16 protein-coding genes are annotated in these 14,630 nt (G+C 65.5%); 13 read left to right on the top strand and 3 right to left on the bottom strand.

Annotated elements, in window-relative coordinates; genetic code table 11:
* Positions 1-56 precede the first annotated feature (56 nt).
* The 7 genes from FA90_RS06355 (at position 57) to FA90_RS06325 (ending at position 7,909) form a co-directional block, all read left to right on the top strand.
* Complete coding sequence (locus tag FA90_RS06355) at positions 57-884, top strand: universal stress protein (RefSeq protein ID WP_036167076.1); 828 nt, start codon at positions 57-59, stop codon at positions 882-884.
* A gap of 15 nt (positions 885-899) precedes the next feature.
* Positions 900-1,736: a universal stress protein gene (locus FA90_RS06350; RefSeq protein WP_036167061.1), complete on the top strand. Its 837-nt coding sequence runs from the start codon at positions 900-902 to the stop codon at positions 1,734-1,736.
* Between the two features lie 165 nt (positions 1,737-1,901).
* A complete protein-coding gene (locus FA90_RS06345) occupies positions 1,902-2,735 on the top strand; it encodes a universal stress protein (RefSeq protein WP_036167059.1) in 834 nt (277 codons plus the stop codon).
* 1 nt (position 2,736) lies between these two features.
* Positions 2,737-4,521: an alpha/beta hydrolase gene (locus tag FA90_RS06340; protein ID WP_036167056.1), complete on the top strand. Its 1,785-nt coding sequence runs from the start codon at positions 2,737-2,739 to the stop codon at positions 4,519-4,521.
* 125 nt (positions 4,522-4,646) lie between these two features.
* Complete coding sequence (locus FA90_RS06335; RefSeq protein ID WP_156116607.1) at positions 4,647-5,102, top strand: hypothetical protein; 456 nt, start codon at positions 4,647-4,649, stop codon at positions 5,100-5,102.
* Between the two features lie 186 nt (positions 5,103-5,288).
* Entirely contained in the window at positions 5,289-6,710 is a 1,422-nt protein-coding gene (locus FA90_RS06330) for a bifunctional enoyl-CoA hydratase/phosphate acetyltransferase (RefSeq protein WP_036167051.1), read from the top strand.
* Positions 6,707-7,909 (top strand): acetate/propionate family kinase, encoded by a 1,203-nt coding sequence (locus FA90_RS06325; protein ID WP_036167049.1) that lies wholly within the window; start codon positions 6,707-6,709, stop codon positions 7,907-7,909. The genes FA90_RS06330 and FA90_RS06325 overlap by 4 nt, the downstream gene beginning before the upstream one ends.
* On the opposite strand, the gene fabI is transcribed toward FA90_RS06325, so the two are convergent.
* A complete protein-coding gene (gene fabI / locus FA90_RS06320; protein ID WP_036174427.1) occupies positions 7,894-8,670 on the bottom strand; it encodes an enoyl-ACP reductase FabI in 777 nt (258 codons plus the stop codon). The genes FA90_RS06325 and fabI overlap by 16 nt on opposite strands.
* A gap of 340 nt (positions 8,671-9,010) precedes the next feature.
* On the opposite strand from fabI, the gene fnr reads away from it, so the two are divergent.
* Complete coding sequence (fnr, locus tag FA90_RS06315) at positions 9,011-9,778, top strand: fumarate/nitrate reduction transcriptional regulator Fnr (protein ID WP_036167047.1); 768 nt, start codon at positions 9,011-9,013, stop codon at positions 9,776-9,778.
* Here the strand turns inward: fnr and FA90_RS25515 are convergent.
* Entirely contained in the window at positions 9,669-10,100 is a 432-nt protein-coding gene (locus FA90_RS25515; RefSeq protein ID WP_239700560.1) for a FixH family protein, read from the bottom strand. The two genes, fnr and FA90_RS25515, sit on opposite strands and share 110 nt — an antisense overlap.
* Positions 10,101-10,496: 396 nt before the next feature.
* Positions 10,497-10,712, bottom strand: coding sequence for a transposase (locus tag FA90_RS27645; RefSeq protein ID WP_373994631.1), 216 nt, complete (start codon positions 10,710-10,712; stop codon positions 10,497-10,499).
* A gap of 620 nt (positions 10,713-11,332) precedes the next feature.
* Between FA90_RS27645 and FA90_RS06310 the strand changes: the two genes are divergently transcribed.
* The 5 genes from FA90_RS06310 to FA90_RS06290 all read left to right on the top strand — a co-directional run bounded on the left by FA90_RS06310 (position 11,333) and on the right by FA90_RS06290 (position 14,627).
* Positions 11,333-12,013 carry a type 1 glutamine amidotransferase domain-containing protein gene (locus FA90_RS06310; protein WP_036167044.1) on the top strand — a complete coding sequence of 227 codons (681 nt, stop codon included), beginning with the start codon at positions 11,333-11,335 and terminating at the stop codon, positions 12,011-12,013.
* A gap of 74 nt (positions 12,014-12,087) precedes the next feature.
* Positions 12,088-12,828: an SDR family oxidoreductase gene (locus tag FA90_RS06305; RefSeq protein ID WP_036167041.1), complete on the top strand. Its 741-nt coding sequence runs from the start codon at positions 12,088-12,090 to the stop codon at positions 12,826-12,828.
* Positions 12,829-12,876: 48 nt separating this feature from the next.
* The gene (locus FA90_RS06300; RefSeq protein WP_036167038.1) at positions 12,877-13,635 is read left to right on the top strand and encodes an alpha/beta fold hydrolase; all 759 of its coding nucleotides are present in this window, start codon (positions 12,877-12,879) and stop codon (positions 13,633-13,635) included.
* A 65-nt stretch (positions 13,636-13,700) separates the two neighbouring features.
* Positions 13,701-14,306 (top strand): TetR/AcrR family transcriptional regulator, encoded by a 606-nt coding sequence (locus FA90_RS06295; RefSeq protein ID WP_036167035.1) that lies wholly within the window; start codon positions 13,701-13,703, stop codon positions 14,304-14,306.
* 93 nt (positions 14,307-14,399) lie between these two features.
* Complete coding sequence (locus FA90_RS06290) at positions 14,400-14,627, top strand: hypothetical protein (RefSeq protein ID WP_156116606.1); 228 nt, start codon at positions 14,400-14,402, stop codon at positions 14,625-14,627.
* Positions 14,628-14,630 lie beyond the last annotated feature (3 nt).

Below are 14,630 nucleotides of genomic sequence, written 5' to 3'. Positions count from 1 at the left end.
AAGGCCACCTTGCGCGCGCACGATGACACCGAGATTCACCCCATCGAGGAGTCATCATGAACTACAAAACAATTCTCGTGCACGCCGACGGTTCGCGCGGCCTCGAGGCCCGGCTCACGTTCGCCGCCGCACTCGCTCTCGAGCATGACGCCCATCTGGTCGGCGTCGTGCAAACCGGAATCCTTCGCTTCGTCTGTGGCATCCCGCCCGACGGTTACCTTGGCGACATGGCGCCGCTGCTCGACGACATGCGCGCCAGCGCCGAACAGCGTGCCGCGCACTTCGACAGCGTTGCCCGCCAGGCCGGCGCCGTCTCGTTCGAGCACCGGATTGGCGACGAGGACGCCGGTTATGCGCTGGCAACCCAGGCGATGTATGCGGACCTGGTCATCGTCGGGCAGTCCGACCCGGAGGACCCCGCCGCCGCGCACGCCGGGATTCCGGAGTACGTCGCGCTGCACGCGCCCTGCCCCGTACTCGTGCTTCCCTACGCGCGAAGCTTCGGGCCGGCGTTCGAGCGTGTCGTGGTCGGTTGGAACGCCAGCCCGGAGTCGGCGCGCGCGGTGCGGCAAGCGCTGCCGCTACTGAAGGGGGCAAAGGAGGTCGAGGTGGCGGTATTTTACGATGCCAGGTCCGACGCGGCCGCCATGGGCGGGCCCGAGGTCACGCTGATGCTGGCGCGGCACGGGATCGCCGCCACGCTGTGCCAGGAGCGTGCCGGCGCCGACCCGGCCGGCGATCTCCTGACGCGCGTGGCCCACGGTCGGGCCGACCTGCTGGTCATGGGTTGCTACGGGCACAAGCGCTTTCGCGAAATCCTGCTCGGCGGCGTCAGCCGCACGGTCCTGCGCGACATGCCGGTGCCGGTCCTGATGGCGCATTGACCCTGGGAGAAGCTCATGGGCTACAAGACCATCCTCGTGCATGTCGATCTGTCCTGTCATGCGCCGCCGCGCATGCGTTACGCCGCCTGCCTTGCGCGCGCGCACGGCGCGCGGCTGATCGGCGCAGCCATGCTGGGCGTCTCGTGCGACATCTTCCCGCATGGGTATCGTGCCGCGCCCGGCACGCTGGAAGCCGGCTATTTCGAGCCGCTCGCCGAGAACGGGCGCCGGGCGCTAGCGCATTTCGAAGCGATCGGCGACAAGATACAAGTGCCGCATGAAGCCCGGTTCCTGTGCGACCAGACCGACCATGCACTCATGCTGCAAGCACGCTTTGCCGACCTGGTCGTCGTCAGCCAGGACGACCCTGCCGAATCGATGCCGGACATGGCGATCCGTCTGCCCGACTCGCTCATCCTCGAATGTGCGCGTCCGGTCCTGGTCGTCCCGCGCACCGATCCTGCCCCCTACCGCGATCCGCACATACTGGTCGCCTGGGACGGCAGCAAGGAAGCCTGCGCCGCCATGAGCGCGGCGATGCCGTTGCTGCGCCACGCCAGCGACGTCACGGTCGTGATGCTGACCGGGCGGCAGCGAACCGTCGAGGACTGCCGCGCCGAACAGTCCGAACTGCAGGCTTTCCTGGCGACGCACCAGGTGACACCGCGCGTACTGGTGCACCGCGCGCAAAACGATACCGGGCACGCCCTGCTGGGCCTGGCGAAAGACTTTGGCTGCGGCCTGCTCGTGATGGGCTGTTATGGACACAGCCGGTTCCGCGAATTCTGCCTGGGCAGCCCCAGCCGCACCGTGCTGGCGGAGGCCGACATCCCATTGCTGCTGGCGCACTGAGCGTACAGGCGGCTTAGGCTCGAGTTTTTGACTTAGGTCATATATAAGACACGGCTTGCAGGCCTACCATTGATTCATCACATTTTTAACGAGGGAGTCAATGATGAAAGTCTTGAACAAGCAAGCCCTCGAATCCATACAGTAACCGTCCCTGAAGGAGATGACATGGTCAAGACCATCGTAGTGCATATCGACGGCGGCGCCCAGCAGGAAAGCCGTCTGCAGGCCGCCGCCTTGCTGGCCAACGAGCACGAGGCGCACCTGATCGGCAGCGCCGTCACCGGAACCACCTGGCCGAGCTATGCGCTGCTCGCCGGTCCGATGGGCGCCGGCATGATCGATGCCGATTTCCAGGCCATGCGGGACAGCGCGGCTGCGCGCCTGGAGGCGTTCGAGGAAACAGCGCGCGCCCTGGGCGTGGTGTCGTTCGAAAGCCGGCTGATCGAGGACGATGCCTACTTCGCGCTCATGCTGCAGTCGCGCTATGCCGACCTGGTCGTCGTCAGCCAGGACGGCGACCCGGACCTGCCGGCGCGCCTGCGCGGCTTGCCTGAACACCTGGCGCTGCATGGCGCACGGCCCGTGCTGGTCGTGCCAGAGAACTACCGAGGCAGGCCGCTCACGCGCAGCATGGTGGTCGGCTGGGACGGCAGCGTGCAGGCGATCCGCGCCATCGGGGCCGCCCTGCCGCTGCTGCGCCGCGCCGCATCCGTCAGGCTGGCGCTGGTCAACCCGGACGAGATATCCACGGTGCACGGCGAGGAGCCCGGCGCCGACATGGCCCTGTACCTGTCGCGCCACGGCGTGAACGTCGAGGTGGTGGTCGAGCGCACGGCCGGCAGCGAGGGAGAGGCGCTGATCAGCCTGGCGCGCGACGCCGAAGCCGGCCTGATCGTGGCGGGCGCGTATGGCCACAGCCGCTACCGCGAGTGGGCGCTCGGCGGCGTGACGCGCGACCTGCTCGAATGGTCGCCCTTGCCCCTGCTGCTGGCGCACTGACATGACGACCCAGCCCTTTTTCGTTCCACCCAGCGAACGGCGGCGCGAGGCCAGTACCTGGCAGGGAAGCGCGGGGTCCGGCGACGCGGGCGCCGGCGCCGGGCACGTGGCCGCCGACCTGCTCCTGAACGGCTGGCTTGGCCGCCTGACCGGCTATCTGTCGCCGGCCGCCCTCGCAGGCGCCTGGCAGGACTGGGCCAGCCACCTGCTGCTCTCACCCAGCAAGCAGCTCGAGCTGGTGCTGCAGGGCCAGTCCGCCGCGCTGCGCTGGCTCCAGTTCTGCGCCGACGCCACGCGCCAGTGCCCGGCTACGTCGCTCCAGCCGCTGGCCCAGGACAAGCGCTTTGCCGACCCGGCGTGGCAGGCCTGGCCCTGGAACGCCGTCAGCCAGGCCTTCCTGCTGACCGAGCAATGGTGGCAACGCGCCACCACCGAGGTGCGCGGCGTCTCGCCGCATCATACCGACGTGGTCAGCTTCGTCGCACGCCAGCTGCTCGACGGTGTCGCGCCTTCGAATTTCGTGGCCACCAACCCGGTGGTGCAGCAGGCGACGATCGCCAGCGGCGGGCGCAACCTGGTCCGGGGCGCGCAACGCATGGCCGCCGACGTCGCGCGCGCGCTCGAGCGCAAGCCGGCGCCGTTGCCATTCCGGCCGGGTCGAGACGTCGCCGTCACGCCCGGCAAGGTGGTGATGAGGAACCGGCTCATCGAGCTGATCCGCTACGATGCGCAGACGCCGAAGGTGCATGCGGTGCCGCTTCTGATCGTCCCGGCCTGGATCATGAAGTACTACATCCTCGACCTGTCGCCCGGGAATTCGCTGGTGCGCTACCTGGTCGAACATGGCCATACCGTGTACATCATCTCATGGAAGAACCCGGATGCCGGCGACCGCGACCTGTCGATGGAAGACTACCGCGAACTGGGCGTGATGGCGGCCCTGGACGCGATAGGCAACCAGACCGGCGCAGCGAAGATCAACGCCTGCGGCTACTGCCTGGGCGGCACCCTGCTGTCGATCGCGGCGGCCGCGATGGCGCGCGACGGCGACGAAAGGCTGGCCAGCATGACGCTGCTGGCGGCCCAGGTCGATTTCACAGAGCCGGGCGAGCTGTCGCTGTTCATCGACGACAGCGAAGTCGCGTACCTGGAAGCGGCGATGTGGCAGCAGGGCTACCTCGACACGCGCCAGATGGCCGGGGCGTTCCAGCTGCTGCGCTCCAACGACCTGATCTGGTCGCGCCGCCTGCGCCACTACCTGCTCGACCTGCCCGACAAGGACAACGACCTGGCGTCGTGGAATGCCGACGCCACGCGCATGCCCTGCCGCATGCATTCGGAATACCTGCGCAGGCTGTTCCTGAAGAACCGTCTCGCCAACGCGCGCTACATCGTCGACGGCCACCCGGTGTCCCTGACCGACATCCGGATTCCGATCTTCGCAGTCGGCACCCTGACCGACCACGTGGCGCCCTGGCGCTCGGTCTACAAGATCATGCCCTTGACCGATACCGAGGTGACGTTCCTGCTCACTTCCGGCGGCCACAACGCCGGCGTGGTGTCGCCGCCGGGCACGCCGCATCGCGCCTACCAGGCCGCGACACACGCGCATGACGCGCCCTACGTCGACCCGGACAGCTGGCAGGCCGACGCCGTACAGCATGGGGGCAGCTGGTGGCCGGCCTGGGAAACCTGGCTGGCGCGCCGGGCCGGCCCCCAGGTCGTGGCGCCGCCACCGCTGGCCGGCTGTCCCGACGCGCCCGGGCAGTACGTCTTGCAAGCGTAGCGCAGCGTGTCGGCCTGGTCGCGCGCCACCTCGACCGCGACGCCGCCGCTCCCGAACAGCACGGTCAAACAAGCACGACATTTCGCCATCGACACTGGCGCATCACACTGGACATGAGGACGATCATGAGGTTCCTGACAGGCAAAGCCAACCCTCCCGCCACGCACGCCGCCTTGCGGCATCTACGCAAGACCTTGTGCGGACACATCAAGCAGATACTGGCCGAGGACGATACCGGTTTCGTCCAGCGCTTCCCGCACCTGGTCGCGCAGATCGAGGCCGGCCTACGCCACGAAGAAACGATCCTGGAGCGCTGCGCCGATCCCTGCCTGCGCGAGCGCCGCCAGGACAACGCGACGGTCCTGTGCGCGCTGCATCGCGCCGCACCGCTGGTCGAACTGGGCGACGCGAGGCTGGGCAGGCAGTTGACGGCCGCGCTTGACGACGTGATGTCGTCGCATCGGCTGATGACCGGACCCGCACTGCTCCCGCTACCCGTCCAGGCGCGCGCGCGCGGGCGCGCGAACGCGGCGCGTCCCGCGCAGATGACGTGGCCGCGCCGGCTGCGCTGCTTGCACTGAGCCGGGCAGGCATGCGCCAAGACCGGCGGCCGCGACCACGTCGTACTGGCCCGGGCGGCCTGCAAAATACCGGAAGGGTTGATCGGCGAGGATACTGGCCGCCATTCGCGTTGATCGTCGCGCCGGTGATGAAGCCAGCCGCGCCAGCAAACCCTGCCGAACAACATCGAACCGGAAAGCCCCGCCGTGGACACCATCGAAAACCGTACCTTCGACGAACTGCGCATCGGCGACAGCGCCAGCCTGACAAGGACCCTGGCCCAGAAGGACATCGAACTGTTCGCCGTCATGTCGGGCGACGTGAATCCGGCCCACCTCGACGAGGAATACGCGAAAGGCGACATGTTCCACAAGGTGATCGCGCACGGGATGTGGAGCGGCGCGCTGGTGTCCACCGTGCTCGGCACCATGCTGCCCGGGCCGGGAACGATCTACCTCGGCCAGTCGCTGCGCTTCCTGCGCCCGGTGGCGCTCGGCGACACGGTGACGGTCAAGGTCACCATCACGGAACTCGATCCGGCCAACCATCATGTCAAGCTCGACTGCGAGGTGGTCAACCAGGACCGTATGCCCGTGGTGAAGGGCGTCGCCGAGATCGTCGCGCCGACCGAAAAAGTGTCGCGGCCGCGCACCGAGCTGCCGAAGGTGGTGTTGCGCGAGCGTGGACGGCGCTATCGCGCGCTGATCGGCGCCGCGTCCAGCCAGCCGCCGCTGTCCACGGCCGTGGTGCATGCCGTCGACGCGGTGTCGCTCGCCGGCGCCGTCGAAGCCGCGCGCGCCGGGCTGATCGCGCCGGTTTTCGTCGGTCCGGAAGCGCGGATCCGCAAGGCCGCCGACAGCGCCGGGATCGACCTGGCGCCCTACCAGGTCGTGCCTGCGGCGCACAGCCAGGCCGCGGCCGCCGAGGCGGTCGCGCTGGCGCGCGCGGGCAAGGTGCGCGCGCTGATGAAGGGCGCCCTGCATACCGACGAGCTGATGCATGCCGTGGTCGACAAGGCATGCGGCCTGCAGGCCGGCCGGCGCATCAGCCATGTGTACGCGATCGACGTGCCGTCCTATCCGCGGCCGCTGTTCGTCACCGATGCGGCGGTCAACATCTACCCGACGCTCGAGGACAAGCGCGACATCATCCAGAACGCGATCGACCTGGCGCACGCGCTCGGGATCGGGACGCCCCATGTGGCGATCCTGTCGGCGCTCGAGACCATCTACCCGAAGATCCGCTCGACGATCGAAGCGGCCGCGCTGTGCAAGATGGCGGACCGCGGGCAGATCACCGGGGCGATCCTGGACGGGCCGATGGCGTTCGACTTGGCGGTCTCGGCGGATGCAGCCAGGACCAAGGGCCTGGTGTCGCCGGTGGCCGGCAAGGCCGACATCCTGGTGGTGCCGGACCTCGAGGCAGGGAACATGCTGGCCAAGCAGCTCGAATACCTGGCCGATGCGGAGGTGGCGGGCATCGTGCTCGGGGCGCGCGTGCCGGTCATCCTGACCAGCCGCGCCGACGGCAGCCTGGCGCGCATGGCGTCGTGTGCGCTGGCGGTGATGCTAGCGGGCGGTCAATTGGGCGATGCCGGATCGCCGTCGCTGAAAGGAGAACAGGGTTGAAGCCGGCCTACGTCGCCCTGAACGCCGGCTCGTCGAGCATCAAGTTCTCGATTTACGTCGCAGACGGCGACGCGCTGCTGCTGCGCAGCCATGGCGCGATCGAGGACCTGGGCGAGGCGCCGCGCTTTCTCGCGTGCGATGCCGGCGGCGGCGTACTGCACCAGCAGGCGTTCGCGGCCGGAGCCGATCACGCGGCGGTGCTGGGCATGCTGCTCGGCTGGATCGACGCCCACCTCGGCCCGGACCGGCTGGCGGCGGTCGGACACCGCGTGGTCCATGGCGGCAACCTGTTCGCCGGGCCCGTCTGCGTCGATGACGGCGTCGTCGAACGACTGGCGCGTCTGGCGCCGCTGGCGCCCTTGCACCAACCGCACAACCTGGCCGCGATCCGCGCGATCGCCGCATTGCACCCGGCGCTGCCGCAGGTCGCCTGTTTCGACACGGCCTTCCACCTCGGGAATCCGCCGGTGTCGAGGATGTACGCCTTGCCACGCGCCCTGCAGGGCGAGGGCGTGATGCGTTACGGCTTTCACGGCCTGTCCTATGAGTACATCGCGGGAGAACTGCCGCGCTACCTGCCGGACGGCGCGGACAGGGTCGTCGTCGCCCACCTGGGCAACGGCGCCAGCATGTGCGCGCTGTCCAAGGGCAGGAGCATCGCCAGCAGCATGGGCTTTTCGGCGCTCGATGGCCTGCCGATGGGTACCCGCAGCGGCAGCATCGATCCTGCCGTGGTGCTCTACTTGGTGCAGGAAAAAGGTTTGAGTCCCGAGGCGGTGTCGCACCTGCTGTACCATGAGTCGGGCCTGCTTGGCGTATCCGGCATCAGCCACGACGTCCGCACGCTGCTGCACAGTGCCGAGCCGCGCGCGGCGCAAGCACTCGACCTCATGGTCTATCGCGTCGGGCGCGAACTGGGCTCGCTGGCCTTCGCGCTGCAGGGCCTGGATGCCATCGTGTTCACCGCCGGCATCGGCGAGCATGCGACCCAGATGCGCAAGCGGATATGCGAGGGTGCCGCATGGCTCAGTGTGCGGCTCGACGATGTCGCCAACGAAGCCGGCAATGCATGCATCACCCGGCCGGACAGCGAGGTGTCCGCATGGGTCATTCCGACCAACGAGGAAATCGTGATCGCAAGACACACGCGTCGCCTTGCATGCCGGGTCCGGGCCGGCACCGGTCAGCCCATCACGTGAAAACCGCCGTCGACGTACTCGACGTTTCCGGTCAACATGCGTGCACCATCGCTGGCCAGGAACGCGGCGACGTTGCCGATGTCGTCGAGGCGCGCCAGCATGTGCTGCGGCGCGCGCGCCCAAACGTCGCCGAGCAGTTGGTCGAAGTGCGCGAGCCCCGAGGCGGCGCGGGTGCCGATCCGCCCTGGCGAAAGCGCATGCACACGAATGCGCCGGTCGCCGAGTTCCGCCGCCATGTAGCGCACCGACGCTTCCAGCGCGGCCTTGACCGGTCCCATCAGGTTGTAGTTCGGCACCACTTTCTGGCTGCCGTGGAACGAGACCGTCAGCAGGGACCCGCCGTTCGCCATCAGTGGCTCGGCCAGTCGCGCACAGCGGATGAAGGAATGGCAGGATACGTCCATCGCGATGGCGAATCCATCGGCCGAGCAGTCGACCACCCTGCCCTGCAGGTCGGCATGGGGCGCGTAGGCGATCGAATGAATGACGAAGTCGAGCTTGTCCCAGGCGGTGCGCACGGCGTCGAAAGCGGCTTCGAGCTGGCCCGCCTCGCGCACGTCGCATGGCAGCACGAGCGAACTTCCGAGCGACTCGGCCAGCGGGCGCACATGGGGTTCGGCCTTGTCGTTCTGATAGGTGATCGCCAGCTCGGCGCCGCAGGCACGCATGACGCGCGCGCAGCCATACGCGATGCTTTCCTCGTTTGCGATGCCGAGAATCAGTCCTCGCTTGCCATTCAGATTGACGGGTGCGCCGTTCATGCTGTCTCCTTGGTGGCCGACGCCCGGCGCCATGGCCGGCTGCTTCGGTGAAACGCTCGCTGGCTGTCGGCTTGGCGTGCGAGAACCTGAAAAACGAGTCTATTGGCTTCAGTCCGCCAAATCCATGACTTGCATCAAAATCGCCCACCCGGCAGCAAGCGGTCGACTTTCACGCGGCTGTGCGGGAGCCGCGCCATGGATCACGGGATCCGAGGCGATAGCGTGTTGCAAAAACATCACTGCAGCCCCATATCGACCGATTGAGACAGCAAGGTGCTCGGCCAGACCGGCTTGCCACTATAATTACTTCAGCTCAATACATGACGCCAGCCCCCTCCAGATGAATGCTTCGTCCCCCATGGCCTCGAACCCTACGCTCAACATCAGCGCGCTGAAGAAGAGCTGTTCAGCATGCTCCATGCACCAGTTGTGCCTGCCGATGGGCCTGGACGAGGGCGACATCAACCGCCTGGACCAGATCATCGGCGGCCGCCGGCGCGTCAGCGGCAACGACAAGTTGTACCGCGCGGGCGAACCGTTTCGTAACCTGTACGCGGTACGCTACGGGCATTTCAAGACCAGCCAGATCAATGCAGTGGGCAGTATCCAGATCACCGGCTTCCAGATGGCAGGCGAACTCCTGGGCATGGATGCGATCAGCGGCGGCATCCATCATTGCGACGCCATCGCCCTCGAGGACAGCGAGGTGTGCGAAATCCCTTTTGCACGCCTGGAAGATCTGTTCGCGCATGTCCCTGCGCTGCTGCGGCATTTCCATCGCATCATGAGCCAGGAAATCACGCGCGAGCAGAATGTCATGCTCCTGCTTGGCAACATGCGCGCCGAGCAGCGATTTGCGATCTTCCTGGCGAACCTGTCCGCACGCTATGCGGTGCGCGGCTATTCGCCGAACAGTTTTCACTTGCGCATGTCGCGCGAAGACATCGGCAACTACCTCGGACTGACGATCGAAAGCATCAGCCGCCTGCTGTCCCGCTTCAAGAAGCAGGGCTGGATCCAGGTCGACAAGCGCGAAGTGACGCTGCTCGACCCGGCGCGCCTGAAGGCGCTTGCCTCCGGCGAGCAGGCGTGCAAGCCGATCCAGTAAGGACAGAATCGAACCGCCCGCTCCCGGTTAAATTGGCGTCGGCCTTGATCACGAGTTCGGGTTGGCGCCCCCAGTCCCAGCGCCTGCGCAGTCGCCAGTCGTGTTGACTGCCTTCCACGGCCACCTGCCAGTGCGTTTTCTCGAGAGCGGGCAACGCCACCGAAAAATTGCCGTCGGCATCCGCTTGCACGTGCAGCAGGATGTCCCTTTCGGGCAGGGTCGGGTGCGCCAGCCTGATCGTGAACGGCGCGACCGATGGATAGCCGAAGCTGTCGATCCGGCCCTCCAGCCGACCTCGTGCCGGCAGGTAGCGTGCGTGCATCGCCAGGTGCAAAGTGCTCGCCGACCAGGACAGTGGCCGGCCCCAGCATCAGCAGCCAGGGCCAGCGGTGGGTATACAACGGCGAAGTCGTATGCGTGGGTTCTCCTTATCTGGGTCAATTCCATGCAATAACGCGCCTGGTTGGGCGCGTCCGCGACATCGATTACATCAAATTGAGCGACTGGCTACACGAAATTTAGCGGCTAGCCCTGTTCATACAGCAAACTGGGCGACTGAGAGCCAAGGCATGCCAGATTGGCGAGCAGCGGCACGCTGATACACGACCGTCCGCTTTCGACCTATGTGTTGAAAAACTCCAAGGCAAAAGGAGTTCTGACGAATTAACTGTACAGGAGATGGGAAGCCTGAGTACATTCTGGTTCGGCTAACTCATCACTAAACCCTTGTTTTGCCGTGCCGGCAGCAGGTTTTTGCCATTCGACGGAGGTTTTCTACCGTTGCCGCCAGCAGAAACTCATCATGTGCGCCACTGGGCCCACGCAAGCGCAATTGCCGCTTGAGGATGCCGTAGCAATAGCCGATAATCAGCATTCGCGCCATGAGCTCGGGATCGACTGACGGCCGACCGGTATGACTGTACGACTCCGCCAGGTTTTCGCAAATTCGCTCAGGTCGAGATATCGATCCACCGCCCTAAGCAGATGGTTTTCAGGAACGTATTCGTCTAGACGGATCATAACGAACAGCTCCCGCTTGGTTGCCTGACGTCCCATCATCTCGGCCTCCGCCTCTCCACTTGCTTACATAACGGTAGACGGTGGCGAAGCTCGTATCAAGGGGAGTTTTTCCAACGGAATAGGCCGATTGCGGACGCTGCCAAAGGCACAGTGTACGGCCCGTCTTGTCCAGCAAGCAAGTTTGGATGTGCTGGCGTTGCTAGTCGCGCTCTTGGTTGTTCAGTCGCGCTTTTAGATGGAACTGACATCTGGGCATGATGTAGACCGCGTTTTCGGGGACGGCATCGGACGGATCGTCGACCGCACTCACGGTGAAGGTGACAGGATTGGAGCCGCTCCTGGCATGGTGAGGATCGGCGCTTGCGGGTGTGTGCAAAACTTTTTCTAAAATTTCGTAGACGACCGGTCTAATCGATGTTATCTTGGTTCCCATCGGTGCAGCATACAACCAGCGCACCGCAACGATGGTCGATCTCTGCACCCTTGGACGAGACGACCGGTCTACTTAAACTTTTGCTTTTATTGGAGCACATCATGAAAAACGTCCTCATCGTCCTGACCTCCCACGATCAGCTGGGCAACACCGGCCGCAAGACCGGCTTCTGGCTCGAAGAGCTGGCCGCCCCCTACTACGCCTTCAAGGATGCCGGCGTCGACGTCGTGCTGGCCTCGCCGCTGGGCGGCCAGCCGCCGTTGGACCCGAAGAGCAACGAGCCGTCGTTCCAGACCGACCTGACGCGCCGCTTCGAGCGTGACGCCGCCGCCAACGCCCAGCTGGCCAATACCGTGCGCCTGGACAGCGTCGACCAGGCCGACTTCGACACCATGTTCTACCCCGGCGGCCACGGCCCGCTGTGGGACCTGGCCGAAGACCGGACTTCGATCGCCCTGATCGAAGCCTTCCTGGCCGCGAACAAGCCGGTTGCCCTGGTCTGCCATGCGCCGGGCGTGCTGCGCCATGTGAAAACGCCGGCCGGCCGTCCGCTGGTCGAGGGCAAGAAAGTCACCGGCTTCACCAATACCGAGGAGGAAGGCGTCGGCCTGACCAACGTGGTGCCCTTCCTGGTCGAAGACGAATTGAAAACCAAGGGCGGCGTGTATTCCAGCGGTCCGGACTGGGGCTCGTACGTGGTGCGCGATGGCCTGTTGATCACCGGTCAGAACCCGGCATCGTCGTCGGAAGCCGCCGCGCTGCTGATGCAGCAATTTGCCTGATGCCCGAATGCGGCGAGACGCCCTCCCGAGCGGAGGCGCCGCGCCACCCACAACCTAGCGACAAAGGAATCGTCATGAAAGAAGGCATCAAAAACAAGGTCATCCTGATCAGCGGCGGCAGCACCGGCATCGGCGCGGAGGTGGCCCGCTTGCTGGCCAGCGAGGGCGCGCACGTGGCGATCGCCGCGCGCCGCAAGGACAAGCTGGACGAGGTGGTCGCCGGCATCGAGGCGGCTGGCGGCACGGCCAAGGCTTACGCCCTTGATGTCACCGACAAGAAACAGGTGGAAGCGGTCGTGGCCGCGACCGTGGCCGACTTCGGCAAGCTCGACGTGTTGATCAACAACGCCGGTCTGATGCCGATCCGCCCCATGGCCGAGGTCAACACCGACGAATGGGACGCCATGATCGACGTCAACCTGAAAGGCACGCTGTACGGCATCGCCGCCGCACTGCCACGCTTCATCGCGCAGGAAAGCGGTCACATCATCAACCTGAGCTCGGTCGCCGGCGTCAAGGTCTTCGCACCCGGAGGCACCGTGTATTCGGGCACCAAGTTCGCCGTCTCGGCGATTTCGGAAGGGCTCAGGCAGGAAGTCGGCGACAAGATCCGCGTGACGTCGATCGAACCGGGTGCGGTGGAGAGCGACCTCAAGCACAGCACCTCCGGCACCGCGAGGGAGACCGTACTGGAATTCTACAAGCAGGCGATTCCAGCGGCATCGGTGGCGCGCGCCATCGCGTTCGCGATCGAGCAGCCGGCCGACGTCGACATCAACGAAATCGTGCTGCGTCCCACGGCACAGGTGTTCTGAAGGCAGACTCTGCCCTTTACCTCTTTTACCTATTAATGGAGCATCATCATGAACAAATTCAGCCGCATCGCTTCGGCACTGGCCCTCTCCTTCGCCGCCATCGGCGCGCACGCCGCCGCACCGGCGCCCGTGAAGAACGTGGTCCTGGTCCACGGCTTCTTCGCAGATGGTTCCGGCTGGAAGGGCGTGGCCGACATCCTGACCCGCGATGGCTACAACGTCAGCGTCGTGCAGCAGCCGGAAACCTCGCTCGAGGACGATGTCAAGGCGACGACCCGCGCAGTGGACGCTCTGCCGGGACGCAGCATCCTCGTCGGCCACAGCTATGGCGGCATGGTGATCACCGAAGCGGGCAACCATCCCGGCGTCGCGGGGCTGGTGTACGTCGCGGCGTTCGAGCCGGACGCCGGTGAAAGCCTGAAGGACCTCGCGGACAGGATGGCGCCGGCCACCAAAGGCATCAAGGCCGCCGACGGACACCTGTTCTTCGACCCGGCGCTGTTCCATGCCGATTTCGCCGCCGACCTTTCCGTGGCGGACGCCCGTTTCATGGCCGTCTCCCAGGTGACGCCGGCGGTCCAGGCAGCGACCGCGCCCGTGTCGCAGCCGGCCTGGAAGCGCAAACCGAGCTGGGCGATCGTGTCCAAGGACGACCGCACCGTCAATCCCGACCTGGAGCGCTTCATGGCCAAACGCGCCGGCAGCAAGACGGTCGAGGTCGCCGGCAGCCACGTGGCCTTCATCGCGCATCCCGACCAGGTTGCGAAGGTAATCGAACAGGCCGCAAGCGCAGCCGGCAGCCTGTGAGCAGGATCGACGAAAAATTTGGCATCGATATAGCCGACTGGTCTAATCATGTGTAGAGTACATCCATGGCTAAATCACACACCCAAGATTCATCCGACGTCCGCGACAACATCCTCGCGGTAGGGCAGCGCATCATGTCCGGCAAGGGGTTCTCGGCGGTCGGGTTGAACGAAATCCTGACGGAAGCGAAGGTGCCGAAAGGCTCCTTCTACCACTACTTCGATTCCAAGGACGCGTTCGGCGAGGCACTCCTGTCGAGCTACTTCGAAGACTACCTGGCCGACCTCGATGCCGTCATGGGACAGCCAGGCTTGACCATGGCGCAGCGACTGCTGAATTACTTCGACATGTGGCGCGCCAACCAGTCCTTCCTGGATTGCCAGGGCAAGTGCCTCGCGGTGAAGCTGGCGGCCGAAGTGGCCGATCTGTCCGAAGCGATGCGCGCGGTCCTGAACGCGGGCACGGGGGCTATCATTGCCAGGCTGACCAGCGCCATCGAAAGCGGCGTCGAAGAAGGCTCGCTGACCGTCGACGACACGCCGCGCCAGGTCGCCGAAAGCCTGTACCAGCTCTGGCTCGGCGCCAGCGTCATGGTCAAGATCGTACGCGGCACCGAACCGTTCGATTCGGCGATGGCGGTGACGCGTCAAATGCTGCACCTGGCTCATTGACCGGTCCGGTTCGGACACTTCCGACGAAGTGTCTTTTTTTTCGGCTGCTTCTGAGACGACCGGTCTACGCAAGTACTAAAACTAAGGAACATGATGTCTACCTCAAACGCACAGCAGGCGAACTGCGTATCCGACGGACCGTCCTACCTGAGCATTGGCGAAAAGCTCGTCGCCACCGAAGTCAGCCTTGCGGTGATCAACCCGGCCATGGGGAACGCACTCGAGGCGCACCCCGCCGAACAGGCGCGCCTGGGCACCGGGCATGGTGACGAAGGCCGCCAGCTGTTCACCAATCCGAAAACCATCCTCATTCACAAATAAGAG

Origin of the sequence: Massilia sp. 9096 (genome assembly GCF_000745265.1) — a bacterium.
GTDB lineage: Bacteria > Pseudomonadota > Gammaproteobacteria > Burkholderiales > Burkholderiaceae_D > Telluria.
Note: the sequence above shows the minus strand (reverse complement) of the source record. Positions and strands in the feature narration are given on the sequence as shown.